12 protein-coding genes are annotated in these 22,025 nt (G+C 45.3%); 10 read left to right on the plus strand and 2 right to left on the minus strand.

What is annotated here, in order from left to right; translation table 11 throughout:
* The first annotated feature begins 85 nt into the window (after nucleotides 1-85).
* Entirely contained in the window at nucleotides 86-2,155 is a 2,070-nt protein-coding gene (locus tag MKY87_RS01330; RefSeq protein WP_340962570.1) for a helix-turn-helix domain-containing protein, read from the plus strand.
* A gap of 23 nt (nucleotides 2,156-2,178) precedes the next feature.
* On the opposite strand, the gene MKY87_RS01335 is transcribed toward MKY87_RS01330, so the two are convergent.
* Entirely contained in the window at nucleotides 2,179-2,793 is a 615-nt protein-coding gene (locus MKY87_RS01335; RefSeq protein WP_340962572.1) for a TetR/AcrR family transcriptional regulator, read from the minus strand.
* Between the two features lie 176 nt (nucleotides 2,794-2,969).
* Here MKY87_RS01335 and MKY87_RS01340 point away from each other — a divergent pair, with 176 nt between their 5' ends.
* Nucleotides 2,970-3,707: an SDR family NAD(P)-dependent oxidoreductase gene (locus MKY87_RS01340; RefSeq protein WP_340962574.1), complete on the plus strand. Its 738-nt coding sequence runs from the start codon at nucleotides 2,970-2,972 to the stop codon at nucleotides 3,705-3,707.
* Nucleotides 3,708-3,837: 130 nt separating this feature from the next.
* Here MKY87_RS01340 and MKY87_RS01345 read toward each other — a convergent pair whose 3' ends face one another.
* On the minus strand, nucleotides 3,838-4,710 hold the full coding sequence (locus MKY87_RS01345) for a helix-turn-helix transcriptional regulator (protein ID WP_074095228.1): 873 nt from the start codon (nucleotides 4,708-4,710) through the stop codon (nucleotides 3,838-3,840).
* 208 nt (nucleotides 4,711-4,918) lie between these two features.
* Between MKY87_RS01345 and MKY87_RS01350 the strand changes: the two genes are divergently transcribed.
* The 8 genes from MKY87_RS01350 (at nucleotide 4,919) to MKY87_RS01385 (ending at nucleotide 21,953) form a co-directional block, all read left to right on the plus strand.
* Nucleotides 4,919-11,305 (plus strand): rhamnogalacturonan lyase family protein, encoded by a 6,387-nt coding sequence (locus MKY87_RS01350; protein WP_340962575.1) that lies wholly within the window; start codon nucleotides 4,919-4,921, stop codon nucleotides 11,303-11,305.
* 285 nt (nucleotides 11,306-11,590) lie between these two features.
* Complete coding sequence (locus MKY87_RS01355; protein WP_340962576.1) at nucleotides 11,591-13,303, plus strand: sensor histidine kinase; 1,713 nt, start codon at nucleotides 11,591-11,593, stop codon at nucleotides 13,301-13,303.
* A complete protein-coding gene (locus MKY87_RS01360; RefSeq protein WP_340962577.1) occupies nucleotides 13,300-14,706 on the plus strand; it encodes a response regulator transcription factor in 1,407 nt (468 codons plus the stop codon). The genes MKY87_RS01355 and MKY87_RS01360 overlap by 4 nt, the downstream gene beginning before the upstream one ends.
* Nucleotides 14,707-14,956: 250 nt before the next feature.
* Nucleotides 14,957-16,693 carry a sugar ABC transporter substrate-binding protein gene (locus tag MKY87_RS01365; RefSeq protein ID WP_340962578.1) on the plus strand — a complete coding sequence of 579 codons (1,737 nt, stop codon included), beginning with the start codon at nucleotides 14,957-14,959 and terminating at the stop codon, nucleotides 16,691-16,693.
* A 61-nt stretch (nucleotides 16,694-16,754) separates the two neighbouring features.
* Nucleotides 16,755-17,669 carry an ABC transporter permease gene (locus MKY87_RS01370; RefSeq protein ID WP_340962579.1) on the plus strand — a complete coding sequence of 305 codons (915 nt, stop codon included), beginning with the start codon at nucleotides 16,755-16,757 and terminating at the stop codon, nucleotides 17,667-17,669.
* Nucleotides 17,670-17,682: 13 nt separating this feature from the next.
* Nucleotides 17,683-18,576 carry a carbohydrate ABC transporter permease gene (locus MKY87_RS01375; protein WP_340013044.1) on the plus strand — a complete coding sequence of 298 codons (894 nt, stop codon included), beginning with the start codon at nucleotides 17,683-17,685 and terminating at the stop codon, nucleotides 18,574-18,576.
* Nucleotides 18,577-18,597: 21 nt separating this feature from the next.
* Nucleotides 18,598-20,226: a glycoside hydrolase family 13 protein gene (locus MKY87_RS01380; protein ID WP_340962581.1), complete on the plus strand. Its 1,629-nt coding sequence runs from the start codon at nucleotides 18,598-18,600 to the stop codon at nucleotides 20,224-20,226.
* Nucleotides 20,227-20,285: 59 nt separating this feature from the next.
* A complete protein-coding gene (locus MKY87_RS01385) occupies nucleotides 20,286-21,953 on the plus strand; it encodes a glycoside hydrolase family 13 protein (RefSeq protein WP_340962583.1) in 1,668 nt (555 codons plus the stop codon).
* The last annotated feature ends 72 nt before the right edge of the window (nucleotides 21,954-22,025 follow it).

Raw genomic sequence — 22,025 nt, forward strand, 5'->3', positions numbered from 1 at the left:
ATGTAGGGGTTTCAAGACAATGTATATCTCTGTATAATTATCTGAATCATGATGTGAAAACCTACATTGACAGGAGGCGGCTGCATTGAATGGAATCTTACATAAAATCATGCAAGAACGCTTGGGGAACTGCGATTATGAGGTATGGATCAGCAGTAACTGGGCGGATTGGGTACTGATCGAAGCGATAGGCAGAAGAGAAAGTACACCGCCTTGTTTTGCGGAACAGCTTCCACTGCAACATCCCAAAGTAGAACGGGAATCAGAAGAAAATATGTTAGTTTTTCTTCCATACAATAACAATATATGTGTGGCTATCCGGGTATTTAAGAACTGGGAGTTTTCTGCGGAAGATTTAGTTACACTGTCGTCTTTGCTTTACCCATACTATACGGAAGCTGTGGCAAGCAAGAATGAACGAGCCTTGAATGAAATCATGAACAGCATCAGGGATGTGACTCAACTTCTGGATCTGAACGAGTTGCTTGGACGGATTTTGGTAAGTGCGTTATCGGTTATCCCTTATGAGTGCATAGGTGTGTTGTGGAGGTATGACCCTGCGATCGACGCGTTGACGGTCAAGGCAAGAGCAGGGGAGATGGGTGAAGGCATGCTGAGAATGAAACTGAAACCAGGTGAAGGGATCATCGGGAACACCTTTAAGCGAGGTACACCAAAGCTCTACAACGGTTTATCTACAGTAGAAGACGACTTTGGCAATATGACATCGGAGAACAAATATCATCTGAATTCGGCGTATAATTTTCAAGATATAGGTTCAATTATTTCGGTGCCGATCAAGGTAGAAGGTCAATCGGATTGTGTGTTAATCGTTTATCAAAAAGGAAGGGTCCCGCTATTCACGGAGTCGGATGTTCGACTGCTGCAAAGCTTTGCAGATCAGGTTTCGATTGCGATCACAAATGCCAAACTGTACGAGAATCTGAGCAAACAGAACGAGACACTCATGAAACGGGATGAGATTCACTCCTCGCTTATGCGGCTTTCGCTGCAAAATAAGGGCGTGGTATCTATTGTTAACGAACTGACACGTGTTATTGGCGTACCAATGACCTTTGTGGATTTTATCGACAACGAATGGATTCCGAAACGCAGCAAAATCATGAATGGCTGGAATACAGAAAGTCTTCGCAGCTTATACGAATCCTTGCATCATCCAGATTATCTGACGTGTATCGAGGGAAAAGCCGACCGATCGTATCAATATCTGTATCCAATCGCTTCAGCCAATCAGTGCCTTGGTTATCTCATTATCCAGATGATCACAAAGCTTGAACCATTGCAGTTGATTGCGCTGGAGCAGGGAAGCTCCATTTTGGCCCTGGAATTGATGCGCAAACAGTCCCTGGCCGAATTTTATTTTAAAAAAACACAGCAATTTTTCAACGATTTGAGGCTCAGTCAGGATTCAGAGGATTATTGGCAGAAGTCCGGGGAGATCGGAATCGTTCCTTCAACCTCCATCGTGGTGGGACTGCTGGAGTTTGCGGAGTGGGTCAACCCTTCTACGCTTAGCGCATTGTCTGTTCAATTGGTAGCTTATCTAAGAGACAAAATGCCAGCAGGCGCGCTGCCCATTGCGTTTGGCAATGAAAGACGAATTACAGTACTGCTTATGCTAAACGAGTCGCACAAGCCAGGCAAACTGGAACAACAGTTCAGCGCATTACTGCCGGAGTGGGAACATCGTAATCATGTGAAATTGTTGGGGGGATTAAGTTCAGTGCGGTCTGGGGTTGATGCCATTAATACGGGATACCAGGAAGCGGACAAGGCGCTTGCATACCAGAAGACAAGAGGAGAACAGGGGACGATCCGATATACGGATATTGGTGTTAACCGGTTGTTTATCCGACAACCGGCTGAGGATTTAAATGCATTTATGGCAGAGATATTTGAGCCACTTCGGCCTGCCAAAGGGCAGACCAGCGGACTAGAGGAAACTCTCATGACGTATATGGCGTGCGGAGGTTCTGCAGTCCAAGCTGCGTCAGCACTTCATATTCATATCAATACTTTGTATCAGCGTATTCATAAAATCGAAGAGATTCTGGGCATGTCCCTGAGTAATCAGGAGCATCTGCTCCATCTGCAACTGGCCTGTTATCTAAGGCAGACATATCGTTCATCATGATTTTCAAATCAACTTACTCGAGATCATGATTCAAACGTGTTACCGACATAATGAAAAGAGTGAATATGCGTTTTGGTGAGTTCAATCACGTTTTTAATAAATGACTCTCGCGACTCACGATATCCGCTTAATATCCAATTGTTCAACAGTCCAAAAAAACCGTAGGCGGTATAGTATTTGAAATAGTCCATGTTAACTGGCGAGTTGTTGATCGTCTCAAAGACAAATTGCTCCTGATAGATTTTGAGTATGGTTTGTGGAAAGCCTGTATGTAGACCGGGTAACGTATCATCGTATTGAATCAGTTCGAAGAAGTCACGGTGTTCGTAGATATAATCCACGATTTGAAAAGATTCGGCATCCAGCTTGTTTGTTGAAACCTTTTGACCGTGCCAGTAAGGTTTACCTACTGCGCCCCTCAATCCTTCGAGTGTCATACTCAACAACTCTTCGGCGAGAATATATTTATCCTGGTAGTGTAAATAAAACGTGCTGCGATTATAACCGGCCTGATCAACGATGTCTTTGACAGAAACACCATGGAATCCTTTTTTCTTAATGAGCTGAATCAGAGCGGTTTTTAGGTGCTCCTTGGTTCGATTACGATGTTGAGATGTCACAATAAGTTCATTATTCATTCAAAAAAACTCCTATAAATATAGACATAGTTTTATAAAGTGTCTACGAGGTAGACACTTGGTCACATCTTAATGATTGGATTGTTACAATTTTAAGCATAGAATTAGTTTTGTAAACATCATATAGCACTATTTATATAGGCGCTATTCAAAATATTATACTGGGGGATTTATTCATGGGCAAACTTCAAGATAAAGTTGCAGTCATCACAGGAGGAGCATCCGGGATTGGTGCAGCGACAGCTCGCTTATTCGTTTCCGAAGGAGCTAAAGTGGTCTTGGTGGATCTAAATGATGAAAAAGGCAAGGCGTTTGAGCAGGAACTGAAAGCGCTTAAAGCAGAAGCTCTCTTTATTAAAGCCAACATAACAAGTGAAGAAGAGGTTTCTGAGATTTTCAAACAAACCGTAGAAGCATTTGGTCAAGTCGATATCGTATTCAACAATGCGGGAATCGGACGTGTTCATCCTACGCATGAGCTTGATTATGCTGAATGGCGCAATACAGTCAATGTTGACCTGGACGGCGTATTCTTGGTTGCTCGTGAATCGATTCGCGAAATGCTCAAAATTGGTGGAGGTACAATCGTCAACACGGCTTCCATGTACGGATGGGTTGGTTCGCCTGGCTCTGCAGCCTACAATGCAGCTAAAGGCGGCGTAGTGAACCTGACTCGTTCGCTCGCGCTCGAGTATGCTGAGCAAAATATTCGGGTGAACTCCCTTTGCCCAGGCTTCATCGACACACCGATTATCCCGGAAGAGAGTAAACAAGCACTTTCTGCGGCAACACCAATGAAACGTCTGGGTCAAGCAGAAGAGATGGCAAAAGCCGTTCTGTTCCTAGCTAGCGACGATTCTTCATATATGACAGGAAATAGCTTGATCATAGACGGAGGATACACCGCTCAATAAGTGCAGCAGTATCGAAGTACACAAGAAAGAATATAGTTCCATTAAAAGTCGCTATTCTAGCGGCTTTTTTTGTTTTATTGGTACAAGAGCAGTTCCCGAGCCAAGGACAACTAGCAAACAGCGAGTTTAGCTATTCATAATAGATGGCCTCGTAAGGAAACTCTAGCTTATTCATGCGATATTCTTTGGGAGACATGGACATATATTGACGGAAAACTTTGCCGAAATAGCTGGGACTCTCAAAGCCGCATTGTTGACCAATCTGGGAAATCGGAAGTTCCGTTGTACGTAGTAATCGTACTGCAACCTCAATGCGTCTGTCTTTGAGATAGGCTAACGGTGATGTTTTCTCGGATTTCTGAAATAACCTGCACAAGTAGTGTTTATTGATATCACAATGACTGGCCAGCAGATCCAGTGTCAAAGGGGAGGCATAATTCTCTCGAATGAACTTTTTACATTTTTCAATCGTTGTTATGGATAAGGCACCGATATCCTTCTCCGCATCCCGACTCGTCTGTACCAAGATAAGCAACCACCGATAGACTTGCATGGACAAGCGATACTTGTCCGTAACTTTCTCTTGATGAATCAAATGGATAATTTGCCATAACTCTTGAATCAAGGGAGAGTCCGCGTTTCGTCGAATGACATGTCCCTCATTATCATGGATCATATCCCAAATTCGGTTAGCTTCATCCCCGCGAATGTTGATCCATATAAATTCCCAGGGTTCGTTGTTCTCTTGTTTATAGTAATAGCAATGTTCTCCGGAGATTTTAACAAGTAGGGCATGTCCTTTTGGTAAAGGAATCGTTTGATTTTCAATATCCAGATAACCCTGACCATTAAGTGTGTATTGAAAAACGACGTGCCCCGGGTCCGGTCTATCATCACTTGGACAACGATATTCTTCGCTAGAAACGATCTGCCATCCAATAGAGTCAAGTGTCATGATTGATGTATCGTCATTACGAAAAGCATAAGAAACCGTATGAACCATCGTTTCATCTCCTTCCTAAAAAAGTCAATTATTTTATATAATACGTCACATTTTTTAGATTGTCTGTCTTTTTTTAGACCTGTAAGATAAATGTAAGCGGTAACATAAAGAGGAGGTGGCTGTAAATTGTGTGCATTTGACAACAAACAGGGCAGGATCGAACTGATGATTCTAAAAATGAATTCTTAGATAAGGAGGAGTTAATCGAATGATCCGAAGAACTGTTTCCATCCAGAAATCGATGTTTGTATCTTTTTTAGCACTCCTTATGGTTATTTCACTGGCTGTTCCTCCGGCACCGATGCGTGCAGAGTCATCATCAAACGGCCTGCCGGGTCGCCAAGCAGAATACCTGAACCGGGGTTTGGTTGCGGTTCTTGTAGACAACGGCGTTTTTTTAAGCTGGAGGTATTTAAACAACGACCCAGATGATATCGCTTTCAATATATATAAAAATGGAACCAAAGTGAACGCATCACCCATAAGCGATGTGACGAACTATGTGGACACCACTGGTTTCGACAGCTCGCAATATCAGATCTCCACCGTTATTGCAGGCAAAGAGCAAATGCAACCGGAGGTTGTATCAGTCTGGCATAACGATTATCTGCCTATTCCGCTCGATAAACCGGCTGATGGCCGGACTAAGGATGGTGGAACCTACTCTTATTATGCAGGTGACGCGTCCGTGGCTGACTTGGACGGAGATGGCGAATATGAAATCGTCTTCCTGTGGAGTCCAAGCAATTCCAAGGACAATTCGCAGGCAGGTTATACCGGCAATGTGTATATCGATGCCATCAAACTGGACGGCACAAAGCTGTGGAGGATTGACCTGGGAGTCAATATCCGCGCCGGAGCGCATTATACGCAGTTAATGGTATATGACCTGGATGGCAACGGAAAAGCCGAGGTTGTTGTCAAGACGGCGGACGGCACGAAGGACGGCCAAGGCACGGTCATTGGTGACGGCACGAAAGATTATCGCAACGACGGCGGATACATACTGTCAGGGCCGGAATATCTCACACTGTTTAACGGTGAGACTGGCGCGGCTGTATCTACTGTGAATTATGATCCACCAAGAGGCAACGTCAACGATTGGGGTGACGGCTATGGCAACCGTGTAGACCGGTTCCTTGGCGCCATCGCTTATCTGGACGGTACGAAGCCAAGTGTCGTGATGAGCCGGGGTTATTATACCCGCACAGTGCTTGTTGCTTATGATTATGTTGGCGGGGAACTCGTCAAGCGCTGGACGTTCGACACGAATGAAGCAGGAGCACAATATCAATCACAGGGCAACCATAATCTAAGTGTGCTGGATGTCGACAAGGACGGCAAGGACGAAATTATGTTTGGCGCCTTGGCCATTGATGATGATGGCAGCTTGCTGTACAGCACTGGACTCGGCCACGGTGATGCCATGCATGCCGGCCAGCTCGATCCAAATCGAGAGGGGTACCAGGTCGTAAGCGTGCATGAACATTCGGATGCGGCATACGGATTGGAGATGCGCAATGCGGCAACAGGTGAAATCCTTTGGGGTGAGAAAACAGGTTTTGACACCGGTCGCGGGATGTCGGCGGACATTGATCCGAACTATCCGGGTTACGAATCATGGGCCACGACCGTTACCAACGGGCAAAGTGTCCCTGTAACCAATACTTATTCAGCTGCCGGAGAAGCTATCTACACTGTGGACGAAGGGCCCAAAACCGCCAATTTCGCCATCTGGTGGGATGGAGATCTTCAGCGGGAGCTATTGGACCATGAGTGGGATAATAGCACAGCCAAAGGAATTCCGCTCATCTATAAGTGGGATTACCAAAACAAAAAGCTGAATGAAATCTTCCGGGCAACCGGTACGTTAACGAACAACCATACCAAAGGCAATCCGGCACTTCAGGCGGACATTCTGGGCGACTGGCGTGAGGAGCTTCTGCTGCGGAGCGAAGATAGTTCGGAGTATCGTCTCTACACAACGACCATTCCTTCAGACTATCGCATCCCTACGCTGATGCAGGACCCTGTGTATCGACTTGGCGTAGCCTGGCAAAATGTAGCCTACAACCAGCCGCCTCATACCGGCTTTTATCTTGGAGCGGAAGCTACAGCATTCCCTAAAGCCGATCTGGCGCTGACTCGCGAAGCTGAAATGCTGGAGCCGGTCTACCGTTTTAATTTCGGTACAGAGACTGCGTCAGGAAGTACGAACATACAGGATACGCTCTACGCACAAAATCCGGGATACGGCTTCAAGGATACAAGTGGTGTTACGGTAGGGGCAAACCAGGTTTCGGTTGCGACAGGTACGACATTTGCTGTTGACCTGCCCAATGCAAACTATAAGGTGTCGCTGCGATTGGGCAATGATGCAAATGACTCGAACGTTGGAGTCAAATCCGAATTCGTCCAGAAGCTCGCCGTAACCAATGTGACAGCAGGATCACCACTGGAGTATTCCTATGACATTGCTGTGGTGGATGGACAGCTCGATCTTCTCTTCACGGGTACAGCCATAGACATCCAAGACGTCATCATCGAGAAATATCCAGAGAAAGTAGCCGGTGCGGCAACAACGATCTATATGGCCGGTGATTCAACCATGCAATCTTACAGTGAAATGCAGGCTCCTCAAGAAGGATGGGGGCAACAGTTCGGACGGTATTTCTCCAATGGGGCAGTGATCGTGAACGATGCGATCGGCGGCCGAAGCAGCAAATCATTCATGGTAGACGGTCGTCTGGATACGATCCTGCAGCGAATTAAGCCGGGGGACTTCTTCTTCATTTCCTTTGGTCATAACGACGCGAGTGCAGGGATACCGGACCGGTATGCATCACCAGAGGATTATAAGATCTACTTAACTCGATATGTAAACGGTACCAAACAGCGCGGCGCTACACCCGTATTGCTCACTCCGGTTGGACGCAGAGACTTTAACACGGTGACTCAAGAGTTCAACGTCAGCTTCCCGGCATATGTGCAGGCTGCCAAAGAAGTGGCAGAAGAGCTTGACGTGCCGCTGATTGATCTGAGCAAGTTAAGTATTGCGTATTACGACAAAATTGGTAATACCGCTACGGAAAAAGTATTCCTATATGCTAATCCGGGTGAATATCCAAAATACCCGAATGGAATCAACGATAATACCCATTTCAGCAGCTATGGTGCACAGAAAATTGCCGGACTCGTTGCTGGTGCAGTCAAAGACATGGAGCTGAGTATCTCATCGCTGGTCATTGACCCAGATATTACCGAGCCAGAACCAGAGCCAGAAACCCAGCTCTATGAGGAGGATTTTGAAGGCGACGCTGCCAACTACCAGTATGCGATGGTCAATGCCACGGGTATCGCAGGAACCATGGCGGGAACCGTTGTTGAACAGTCCGGAAATAAGGTACTGTCCGTCACAGGGTCCGGATCGGGCAATCGAGCCAAGGTGTTCCGTCTGTTTGATGCCGTAAACGGCGATCAGGTGAACGTGAACTTTGACTGGCAATCCGGTAATGTGAGCGCATACCCATCAGAAGGTCATCTCACGGTCCAGGATTCCAACGAAAATGCCTTGTTCACGCTGTTTACCAAAACTGGAAGCACCAAAATTCATTATTTTGTCGGTGCATATAATCCAGACTACGGCACAGGGGATACGGCCATACCTGAAGGGGGAACGGCTACAGATATTTCCAAGAACCAGTGGGTCAATGTGGATGCTACCGTTAATTTTGCCGAGAAAACACTTGATCTGACATTAACGAACATAGCGAATCCGACACTTACACAAACGATTCGAGATATCCCACTGAGTTCCGCCGCATATGCGGACAACGTCAGATCCATGCGGTTCCTGGGCACGAGAAAAGGTGGTGGAGGCACGTTGAACTGGACTACCCAGATCGATAACGTGCGAATAGAAGGCACTCAGCTCTCTTCGGAGGGTGGCGATCAGACTGCATTGATCGCTCTGTATGATGAGATCAAAACAATTGATCTATCGGAATACACAGATGCATCGAAGGCCGTGGTGAACCGGGCTTTGGCAGCTGCGGAAGCCATTTTCAATACGGAAGCTACCCAAGCTCAAGTTGACCATGTGTTTAATATGTTAACTGTCGCGAAGGATTCATTGACAAGTGAACCGGGCGAAGGGATAAACGAATACAAATTTGACTTTGGTTCAGGCGGCGCAGCCGACGGATACATCAAAGTAGATGCCAAAAGAGCGTACATCGAAGGCAATGGGTACGGCTTTGCTGATACTGCGCTGACCAAAGATGAGAACCGGGAAACCGGAGATTTGCTCAAGGAAGATTTCACACGAGTAAACGGTACCTCTTTCCTCGCGGAAATGGAGCCGGCGAATTACCGGGTAACGATGACCATCGGGGATGCGGAGGAATCGACCAGCGCAAATGTTGTTGTAGAGCAGATGACAAAACTGCCGCTGACAAGCATTGCCAAGGGCGAATTCAAAGAAATCACGTATGACATTGCCCTGATTGATGGAGTCTTTAACTTCAATTTCACCGGAAATGCACCGAAGATCAATGCGCTGAAACTGGAGCGTCTGCCAGATCAGAGTGCAAGTGATAAACCTGTTATTTATTTGGCCAGCGATTCCACTGTGGCTAATTACGCGGAAAACTATCGTCCGCAAGCAGGCTGGGGAGAAACATTGGGTGGATTTTTTGATCCAAATGAAGTCAGTATTGATAACCGGGCAGTTGGAGGTTTGAGCAGCAAAACCTTCCTGGTCGGCGGATATCTCAACGATATTTTACTCGACATTCAAGAAGGCGATTATCTGTTCATGCAGTGGTCTCATAATGATTCCACACCTTCACGTCCAGAGCGTTATCTTACACCAGAGCAATTTAAGGTATATCTAAAAGAATACATTAACGGTGCTCTTCAAAGAGGGGCAATTCCGGTTCTGGTCACGCCAGTGAATCGTCGTGATTTTACTGGTGAGGTGTTGAACAAAAGCTTCCCGGAATACGTACAGGCGATGAAAGAAACGGCGCAGGAAACGGAAACACTTATCATCGATCTGAACCAAGCCAGTTGGGAGCATTTCCAGGAGCTTGGCACTGAAGGAACCAAATCGATATTCATGTGGGTAGGCACAACGGAAGACAATACACATTTGCAGATGAATGGCGCAATCAAGGTGTCTGAACTCGTGGCACGACTTGTAAAGGAATTGAATATTCCGCTATCTGATTTGGTTACGTTGGAAGGAGAAACTCCGGAGCAGAAGGCCCCGCATACCAAGGCAACTGTGGAAGGAGAATTGCAGAACGGCTGGTATACTTCTCCGGCACAAGTAACCTTCACAGCAAGCGATGAAGATTCCGAAATCGAAGGGACCTATTATCAAATTAATGGTGGCGAAACGGTGAGTGGCACACAGTTGACCCTGACTGAAGAAGGTACACATACCATTACCTACTGGAGCGTCGATGTTGACGGTAACAAAGAGAGCGAACAGTCTTTGTCCATATCCATTGATCTCGTACCTCCAACCATTGAAATTCATGGTCAAACCGAATACACCATTGATCAGCACGTGGAAATTGGCTATACAGCTTCTGATACGGTATCCGGTGTGGCAGAACCGGAGGGTGTGCTCCTGGACACTCCGGCGTATGCACTGGAACCCGGCCTGAACCAGGTTACGGCAACCGTCTCCGATTTGGCAGGCTGGGAACAGACGGTAGAATATAATTTTGGCGTTATTGCCACATTCGACAGCCTGATCAATCTGACCAACGCCTTTGCTGATGAATCGACCGATCCTAATGCCGGCGCTCTTGCTGATCAGCTTACAAACACGTTAAAGCAGGCCAAACAGGCAGCAAACGATCGTGAAGGAGCAAAAGCGCGTCAATTGCTTGCATCCTACGGTAATGACGTTCAAGCAGCTAGAGGAACCGTATTTACGGATGAGCAGGCAAGTGTGCTGATTAAGTGGGAAGAATGGCTCCATCAGACAACGCCACTTGCAAACGGTGCCCCTGGCACTCCGGTGTTATCTGATAATAATGGTTACGACACAGGGCTCAAGGACGGAGACTATACAATCACGATGAATCTGTGGTGGGGGAATAACGGCAATCAGTTCAAGCTGTATGAGAATGGTGAATTGATTAAGGAAATTTCTCTGGTCGATCAATCCCCGTCCGCCCAATCCGTTCAAGTTGATATTACTGGAAAGAAAAATGGCACCTATATCTATACTGGAGAATTGATCAATGCACTGGGTTCAACCATGAGTGTTCCGCTGACAGTCATCGTCATGGATGCTTCCCCGGGGCAAGCTGTTCTGTCGAACGACAACTGGGACGGTGACGGCAACTATAATGTCACCATGAATCTGTGGTGGGGAACAAACGCAACCGAATACGAACTTTACGAAAATGGTGTATTGATTGACACACAATCGCTGCAATCTCATTCGCCTGCTGCACAGTCTGCGGTTACCTCAATCTCTGGAAGGATACCTGGAATCTACGAGTATGAAGCTGTACTTCGTAATTCTTCAGGGGAAACCAGATCACACAAATTAAATGTGACGGTACGAGAGTAGACTGAAATGTGTGAGCATTCCATTAACAAGAAGTAATTACAACTGAAGTAAAGTACGCATATAAAAGTGCTATTCCTCATCATTTTGAGGAGTAGCACTTTTTATATACGCACAATATGAAAGCGTTTGACTTATTTGAATATCAATCTATAATGATGAAAGGAAATTGGACTTGGACGAGGCCTATGGAGAAATCGATAACCGGCATAGCTGTATGTATATTCACAGCAAGCTTCCATACGCAGGAGGCTTGCTGTTTCATTTTCAGAAGGAGAATAGGTCCCCATGACACTCAAAAAAAGAATCTTTTTATTGTTCTTTCTCAGTGCGTTTATCCCCTTTATCAGCATATTTGCGATTTCTTATTATACGATTGACTCCATTTTCGCAAATAAGATCGATGATGGTATTCGCAGCAATTTACAGCAGGTGACATCTTCATTGGAGAATTCCATCACCAATCTGAATCACGTTACACAGCAATTATCTTACGGTGGTACTGTAGGCAAAAGGTTGGATGAATTTTTGAATCCGTCCTCCGATATCTTCGAATTAATCGAGGCCAGGGACGAATTAAAGAGCGAGTTAAGTGTGGTCACGTTTACCAATCCGAATATCGGATTGACCTTATATTATTTCCAGAAAGAAGGCACGACGCAGTTCGGCAACTTTCCGATTAAGGATCATTTTTCTCCTGAATCTTTGCCAGTGCTCTTCCAAACTTATGGCATTAAGTATTATGGTCCCCATATCAGCATGAACCGGTTTGATGACCAACTCGTTCTGTCTGCCATGCGAAAAGTACAACTGCCCAAAAGGGACGACGTGTACGTATACGTAGAATCCGGATTTCGCCTTACACAGGATATCTTGGGTTACAATCAATACAACGGTGCATTATCTCATCTCATTCTGGATGGTACAGGAAACATTGTGTACAGTGAAATACCGGAGGCCATGAAGGTCGGGGAGAATTTCTCCAGCTTAACGGTCGATCCTGCCAAGGACGGAATATCCCGTGGGTATCACTGGTTCAAGGAGGATTCCTCACAGAAATGGAGCGTTGTATCGGTCATTTCGCAGGCTCAATATCAACAGGAGAAAAACCAGTGGTTGCTTCAAATATTGCTGGTCGCTTTATTTTTCCTCGGCTTTACCGTGTTTCTTGCTTGGCTTCTGTGGAAGATGGTCTACAAACCTCTCGGTCTGTTCCATTCGGAAATCAACGGGATGTCCAAAAATCCACAAATGACAGGGAGCCGAGCTCGCACTCAAATTCCAGAATTTGATTTTCTGCTCAGTGAATTTTCGAATATGCAGCATCAGATTGGTGACCTCTTCAAGGAAGTTCAGCAGAAAGAGAAGATACGTGCAGACCTGGAAGTAGAAAAACTGCTTTATCAGATCAATCCGCACTTTCTGATGAATACGCTGGATACGGTGCACTGGCTGGCCGTCATGAACGGACAAGGGGAGATCGACAAGCTGGTGCAATCATTAAACAAGCTACTCTATTACAATCTAGGCAAATTAGGGCAAGTATCCACCATGGAAGAAGAGATTGATGCGTTAAGACAGTATCTGATTTTGCAGCAAATTCGATATGACTTTGAATTTGACGTTCGCATTACTGCAGATGAACAAGTGCTTCAAATTCCTGTGCCCCGCTTTATTCTGCAACCGCTGGTTGAAAATTCGTTATATCATGGATTGAGTGACGAAGGTTTTATTCAGATTGAAGTGACATGCACTTCAACGTTGAACATTATGATCCAAGATAATGGTGCAGGCATGACCGAAGAAACCATTCATAATCTGTTGAACAATCGTGTGGCTGAACAACAAAAAGTTGGGATGGGCATCGGACTCAATTACGTTCACCGTATGTTGAAGGCACAGTACGGGGACCAAGCACAACTGGTGATCGAGAGTGAAATGGGAACAGGGACAAGCATACTGCTCGTATTGCCTATTAAAGGAGAAGATATCTCGGCATGATTAAGGTATTGATTGTAGATGATGATAAGTTGGTACGCAAAGGCATTAGCTCAGCGATGCCATGGAACGAGTTCAATATGGAGGTTGTAGGAGAGGCCAGCAACGGGGCGAAAGCACTGGATTTCCTGGAAACCCAACCGGTCGATCTGATGCTGACGGATCTTGCAATGCCCGTCATGTCAGGGATTGAACTGATGCGAGCTGCGAGGCAGCTCTATCCCGAACTTCATATCGTGGTGTTAACACTGCATCAGGATTTCGATTATATCCAGGAAGCGCTTAGACTCGGAGCCATCGACTATATAGCCAAAGTGCAGCTGGAGAAAGAGCAATTCGAACATGTTCTGCAACGGATACATACCCGAATTAGCGGGTTGACAAACACGACAAAAAAGATGCCTTCGCAGGATGAAATCAATGTCCATTATCCAAATGTGTATGCCCTTGTTTCACAGGATCGTAAATCAGAGCAGAAGTGGCCAATAGAGTTAACTGCGCACGAAGACGAGATAAGGTGGGAGATTGAGCGTAATAGCTGCATGTGGGCTGCTCCCCCGTCGGAGGAGGATCAACTATTCCATCAATTGAAGGAAGGCCTGCATCAAGTTCCCCATAGTACGTTGTTGGTTTTGTCTGATGTACAAGAGCGAACATGGTCGCAAATCAAAAACTGGATTAGGAATTATACAGAGACGACTTTATTCTATGCGTACAATCCCAATAACCAAGTCATTACCATTTCCATGAATGAGGAAGATACATGTTTAAAAGAACCGCAGGATGAGGACCTTGACCGGATTAAACAAAGTTGGTTCCAGACACCTTGGACCCACCATGAGAGTTACTACAACCAACTCATTGATCAGTTCAAATCCTTACGATTACATAAAGGTCAGTTGATGGGATTGCTGTACTCGATCGTAATGGAATGGAACCGTATTTTTGCCCAAACTACGCTTGGAAGAATCTCGATGATCCATTCTTTCGAGTCTTGGTACGAGGTTGAAGAATGGATCAAACAGACTGCTGCAAGCATTCGAAAGGCTGATGAACAGACTTCATATTCACAGGAAATCATCGATGCCGTGAAAAAATCAGTGATGATCGTGCAGCATGATTTGGAGCAGGCCTATACAGCTTCAGGTCTCTCCCAACAACTCAACATCAGCCGAAGTTATTTCAGTCAATGTTTCAAAGATCTGATGGGGAAAACCTTTAATGAGTACTCCCGGTTCATCCGGGTAGAGAAATCCAAAGAGTACTTGCTCAATACAAACAACACAATTTTCTGGATTGCGGAGCGAGTGGGTTATACGGATGAAAAATATTTCAGCCGGATTTTCCGCGAACTGACAGGTCTTCTGCCAAGCGAATATCGGCAGCTAGGTAGAGGAAATAAATAGCCGACAGCTTCCTGTTTTAGGAGCTGCCGGCTTTTGTTTTTGATCGAGAATAGGGGTAGATAGACGAATGTTGGTCAGTAGGTAGGGTAAATGATCACAAGTTAACCATACTTCATACTACGGACTGAAAACTGTACACATTTCTCTATCCAAACGGACGTGTAATCCCTATCTCCCTGGGTCTTCACTTCATTTTATAATGAAAGCGCAAACAAATATTGAACATCAGAATAAAGGGGAATCGAACTAGATGAGAACAAAATGGTCTATGAAAAGCAACAGGTTGACGAAGCGTCTCGCCGTGCTGTCCATGTCTGCCTTGATGGTTGCAACCCTCGCGGCATGTGGAGACTCTTCCACTCCTCCTACTGCAGAGGAAGCAGGCAAATATGAGGTAACACCGGGAGATCCGTTCAGTGCTTATAAAGACGAAATTACCGTAACCATGGGACGGGTAACCACAGCCAACCCAAAACTGCCGGCTGGTGATACCTATGAGAACAACGCATATACTCGGCTGGTCAAAGACACATTTAACGCTCAGATTACAGATCAATTTGAAGCCAATGGTGAAGATTATAGCCGTCAAGTTTCGCTCGCTATCGCATCCGGGGAATTGCCTGATATGATGCGCGTTGATTCCAAAGATGAACTGAAAGAACTGGTGGATAACGATCTGATTGAGGATCTGACCGCCATTTATGATCAATATGCTACGGATAACATCAAGCAGATGTACGATTCCTATGATGGACGTGCATTAGAAAATGCAACGATTGATGGACGTTTGATGGGACTTCCGGCGACTTCTCTGGATTCCGCACCAACGATGGTTTGGGTCCGTCAAGATTGGCTGGATCTGCTGGGGATTCAACTGGATGCAGATGGTGACGGCGCCATTTCACTGGATGAAGTGGAGAAGACCACACAGGAATTCCTGAAAAGAGATCCTGGCCAATCCGGGAACCCGGTAGGTATTCCTTTTGTAAACACGATGAATACAACAGATTACAATGGCTCCGCTTATACGATGCTGGGTGTGGCCTCAACCGAGGGAGCCTTCCCGCAATATTGGATGAATGGTGAAGACGGCAAAATCATGTATGGTTCCACGACAGAAGAAACAAAGCAGATGCTGGGCATCATGGCGGATTGGTTCAAGAATGGTATCATTGATCCGCAATTTGGAACCCGCACGTTTGACGATATTACCGCACTCTACGCCAATGGCCAAAGCGGCATCGCTTTTGGACCGTGGCATATCCCTGACTGGGGACTGATCAGTGCAAAACAGATGGATAAAAATGCGAAATTCTCGGCTTATACACTGGAGGATGCAAACGGCAAGGTCAACGTGGCGCATGCCAATCCTTCCAATCAGTTTATCGTGGTGAGAAAGGGATATGAACACCCTGAACTGGCCGTTAAGATTCTTAACCTGTTCTACGATAAACTGGCCAATGATAAAGATGCCGCAACAACCATGCCGGAAGCTGCCAAGTATCAGGAGACCGGGGTAGACGGATCCACGAGACCTTTTAATATCGAAGTTAACTCGGCTACATCGCTGCTGGATGATTACTCTGACGTTGTTCGCGGGATTAAAGGAGAGATCGGCCTCGACGAGGTTCGCACAACCGAATCAAAAAACAACATCGGAAGCATTAAAACCTATTTGAGCGACATGGATACGGATGATGTAACTGCTTGGTCCAAATATCATTCACGGATCAACGGAGTGGGACTGATCGACAAACTGACACAGGAAAACAAATTTGTGTGGATGACACCTGCATACTCTGGTACTACACCAAGCATGAAACAGACGTGGGCCAATCTGACAAAGTTGGAGCAGGAGTCGTTTATCAAAATCATAACGGGTTCGGAACCGCTTGATTACTTCGATACATTCGTCAGTAACTGGAAGAAACAAGGCGGTGATCAAGTTATTCAGGAAATTCAAGACGAGATCGCATCGAAACAATAATATCCATGAACAGTAGCAGGGCTGCGATACGCAGCCTTTCTTCAACGAAAGGGGTTCATCCATGAAACAGCGGAATTTAAAAGCGAGAGGGCGGCTCGGCCCAGGTGCCATGTACCATATGATGATGCTGCCGGGCATTTTGTTTTTGCTTGTATTCAGCTATATCCCAATGGTCGGCGTCATCACAGCTTTTCAGGACTATGTACCGGCGAAGGGGATGTTTGGCTCCGAATTTGTAGGGCTGAAGCATTTTATGTATATGTTCAAGCTGCCGGATATAGCGCAGGTCGTCAGCAATACGTTGGTAATTGCGATTGGCAAGATTTTGCTCGGAACGATGATGGCCATCATTTTTTCCGTTTTATTAAATGAAATTCGTATCAAATACGTTAAAAAGTCCGTGCAGACGATTGTTTATCTGCCGCACTTTCTATCCTGGGTTGTACTCGCATCCGTCGTTGTCAACATGTTCAGTTTGGACGGCATTGTGAACCAAATGCTCGCGTTCTTTGGCCTGGAGAATATTAATTTCCTTGGCAGCAACACCTGGTTCCAGCCACTGATTATAGGTACAGACGTATGGAAAGAGTTTGGTTACAGTTCCATCGTCTATTTGGCTGCCATTACCTCAATTGATCCCGGTCTATACGAAGCGGCAGGAATGGATGGAGCCAGTTGGTGGAGAAAAGTATGGCATATTACCTTACCAGGCATGCTCCCTATTATTCTGCTCATGGGTGTAATGAGCCTGACCAACATTTTGAGCGCCGGTTTCGACCAAGTCTATAATCTGTATAACCCGATTGTCTATGAGTCAGGCGACATCCTGGATACTTATGTTTATCGGATCGGTCTCGTTGGACGACAGTATAGCTTCGGTACAGCTGTTGGTTTGTTCAAGTCCGTAATCGGTATTGTTTTGCTCTTGTCTGCCAACCAGTTGGCCAAAAAATATACGGACCGAAAAATATTCTAAGGAGGCCAAACCTGTGTCCTATTCTGCAAACTTCAAAGATCGAATTGGCCGGTTTGTCATCTATGCCATCGTCATCATGCTGGCATTGGTCTGCCTTCTTCCGTTATGGAATATCGTCGCCATTTCATTCAGCAGCAGCGAGGCGGTATCAGCGAATGCCGTAGGTCTCGTTCCGGTCAATTTTACAACAGCGGCTTATAGCAAAATTATTGATGATGCACAGTTCTGGCGTTCCTTTGGCATATCTGTTCTACGTGTCGCGCTTACCCTTGTGCTTAACATGATTCTGATTATTTTGATGGCTTATCCGCTATCCAAATCAAAAAGGGAATTTAAAGGCAGAAACATTTATATGAATATCATGATTTTTGCCATGTTGTTTAGTGGAGGCATGATTCCGAGTTACCTGCTGATCAAAAACCTGGACATGCTGAATACGATATGGGCACTGGTTCTGCCAGGCGCTGTCCCGATATTCAGTGTCATTCTCGTGATGAATTTCTTCTCCGCTGTACCTAAGGCGCTTGAAGAAGCCGCGTTTATTGATGGGGCGAATCCGCTTCAGGTCTTGTTTAAAGTATATGTTCCTGTGTCCATTCCTGCACTGGCGACTGTCGCCTTATTCAGTATCGTGGGGACATGGAATGACTTCTTCAACGGTTTGATCTATATGACTAAAGTCAGCAATTATCCGCTAATGACCTATATCCAGTCCCTTAACGTGAATATTGCCGATTTGCTTCAAGCCGGCACAAATTCCAGTGAACTCAGCAACCTGACTGAAATTTCGAACAAAAACCTGAACGCAGCCAAAATCGTAGTTGCTGTTATCCCGCTATTGCTGATTTATCCGCTGCTGCAAAAATACTTTGTGACTGGCATTGTCGTAGGATCGGTCAAAGAATAACATTAGAAAGGTTGAATAAGAATGGAAAATAAAAAATGGTGGAAAGAAACCGTTGTATATCAAATATATCCACGCAGCTTTCAAGATCATAACGGAGATGGCATCGGCGACTTGAAGGGCATTGTATCCCGATTGGATTATTTGCAGGAACTCGGCATTGGTGCGATCTGGTTGTCCCCTGTTTGCAAGTCCCCTCAGGATGATTACGGATATGATATTTCAGATTATCAGGATATCGATCCGATGTTTGGGTCTTTGGAAGATATGGAAACGTTAATTCTTGAAGCCAAGAAAAGAGACATTCGGATCATCATGGATTTGGTGTTGAACCATACATCGGATGAACACCCCTGGTTTCAAGAAGCCAAAAAAGGCAAAGACAATCCGTACCATGACTACTACGTCTGGAGAGATGGTGTTGAAGGAGCACCTCCGAACGACTTGGGGTCCACCTTTGGTGGTTCAGCCTGGGAATGGGTGCCTGAGATTGGGCAATATTATTTACATCTCTTTTCCGTAAAACAGCCGGATCTCAACTGGGAAAACCCAAAAGTCCGGCAGGAGATATACGACATGATCAATTGGTGGATCGACAAGGGGGTTGGTGGTTTTCGACTTGACGTGATCGACTTAATTGGTAAAGAACCGGATATGAAGATTACAGGAAACGGACCTAATCTGCATCAATATATCAGGGAACTGAGCAAGGAGACGTTTCAAAAAGCGGAAGACCTGCTAACGGTTGGAGAAACATGGGGCGCCACTCCGGAAATCGCCAAACTGTACAGCAATCCATACGGCAGTGAGTTTTCAATGGTCTTCCAATTTGAACACATCAGTTTGGATGAACAAGAAGGCAAAGGAAAGTGGGCTCTTAAACCTTTGGATGTGATGGCATTAAAAAAAGTACTGTCCAAGTGGCAGACGGAGCTCAAAGGAGATGCCTGGAACAGTTTGTTCTGGAACAACCACGATTTACCTCGAATTGTATCCCGTTGGGGAAATGACGGAGAATTCAGAGTTGAATCGGCTAAAATGTTGGCTACCCTTCTTCATGGCATGCAAGGTACGCCTTACATATATCAGGGTGAAGAGCTGGGTATGACAAATGTTCAATATTCGATCGAGGATTATCGGGATATTGAATTGCTCAACTTTTATAAGGAAAGAATGGAGAAAGGTTATCCTGAACAAAGCGTGATGGAGTCGATCTACGCCAAGGGCCGTGATAACGCACGAACACCTATGCAATGGGATACTTCCGATAACGCAGGTTTTACACAAGGGGAACCTTGGATTAAGGTGAATCCGAATTATAAACATATCCATGCCGAGGAAAGTTTGAATAATCCCGAATCCATATTTCATTATTACCGGAAGTTGATTCAACTTAGAAAAGATCATGAAGTCATTGTATATGGTGATTATGAGCTGATCTTTCCAGAGAACCCAGACGTGTTTGCATATACCCGCACGTTGAATGGTACTACGATTCTTGTGGTATGCAATTTCCAGGGATATACGACCGAACTGCCGCTTCAGGAGCAATTAACAGAGTCCAATCAGCTTTTGATATCCAATTATACAAGTGAACTCTCGGACAGCAAATTACGTCCATATGAAGCAAGAATGTACCTTATTCATCATTAAAGCATATTACGTAATATGTTATATCATGTTCAGTTCTCAAGAAAGAAGGATTATATTCAATGAAAAGAGTATGGTGGAAAGAAGCCGTAGCCTATCAAATCTATCCGAGAAGTTTCATGGATTCCAACGGTGATGGGGTTGGTGACATCAAGGGGATCCTATCCAAACTGGATTATATTCAAGATCTCGGTATTGATCTGATATGGATCTGTCCGATGTATAAGTCACCCAACGATGATAATGGTTATGACATCAGTGATTACTGTTCCATTATGGATGAATTCGGCACGATGGCGGACTTTGATCAATTACTGCATGAAGTGCATCACCGCGGCATGAAACTTATTATGGACTTGGTGATCAATCATACAAGTGACGAACACCCGTGGTTTATTGAATCCAGAGCTTCGCTGGATAACCCCAAACGAGATTGGTACATCTGGAGAGATGGGAAGAACGGAGACGAACCGAATAACTGGGAAAGCATATTTGGCGGTTCTGCTTGGGAATATGATGAAGTCTCCGGACAATACTATCTCCACCTGTTCTCCAAGAAACAACCAGACTTGAATTGGGCAAATCAGGAGGTCCGGAAATCCATATATGAAATGATGAATTGGTGGCTGGATAAAGGGATTGATGGTTTCCGTGTGGATGCAATCAGCCATATTCACAAAGAAGAGGGCCTCTTGGACATGCCAATCCGAGAAGGTGTCAAGTACATCTCTTCTTTTGAAAAGCATATGAATGTCAAGGGAATCCAGAGTTATCTGCAAGAAATGAAAGAGAACACATTATCCAGATATGACGTCGTGACTGTTGGGGAAGCGAATGGAGTTAAAGTAGAGGACCAAGAAGATCTGCTGGATTGGATCTGTGAAGTCAGAGGGAAATTTAATATGGTCTTTCAATTCGAACACCTGGACCTTTGGAAAAACAGTACAGACAGGCAACTGGATGTTCCCAAATTGAAAAACGTCTTGACCAAGTGGCAAAAATCGCTGGAAGGCGTCGGTTGGAATGCTTTGTTTATTGAAAATCATGATCAGCCTCGCAAAGTTTCATCTTGGGGAAATGATACAGAGTATTGGTATGAAAGTGCTACAGCACTTGGAGCCATGTACTTTTTCATGCAAGGCACACCTTTTATATATCAGGGGCAAGAGATAGGCATGACAAACGTGGCTTACCCTTCCATAGAAGATTATAACGACATAGCCGATCGGAATTTATATCAGATCAAACGTGAAGAGGGGATGTCACATGAGGAGATCATGAACATCATCTGGGCTTCAAGTCGTGATAACTCCAGAACGCCGATGCAGTGGTCTTCGGCCAAAGAGGCCGGGTTCAGCACCGGTACGCCATGGTTAAAGGTGAATGACAATTACGTCAAAATTAATGTAGAGAAACAACTCCAGGCACCAGGTTCCATTCTGCACTTTTATAAAAAAATGATTCAGCTGCGAAAAAAACACGATACGTTGACTTATGGAATCTATGAGCTTCTTATGCCGGATCATCCGAGTGTATATGCATATACACGTACACTGGCAGATCAAAAGGTGCTGGTAGTCATCAATCTTTCTGAACACATCGTGGAGCTTGAAGAAGATGAGCTTGGCCTCAACTTCTCAGAGATCTGGCTTACCAACTATGAAAATGGCATGCTGCCCCTGGTGTTGCGACCGTTTGAAACCATTGTTGGATTAAGCGATAAAGTATAAGTAGGATACGTAAAAAGGCGTCTATATCATGGTCTGAATGATATAGACGCCTTTTATTGTTGTGTAACCACA

It is taken from the genome of Paenibacillus sp. FSL R7-0198, assembly GCF_038000415.1.
Lineage (GTDB): Bacteria > Bacillota > Bacilli > Paenibacillales > Paenibacillaceae > Paenibacillus.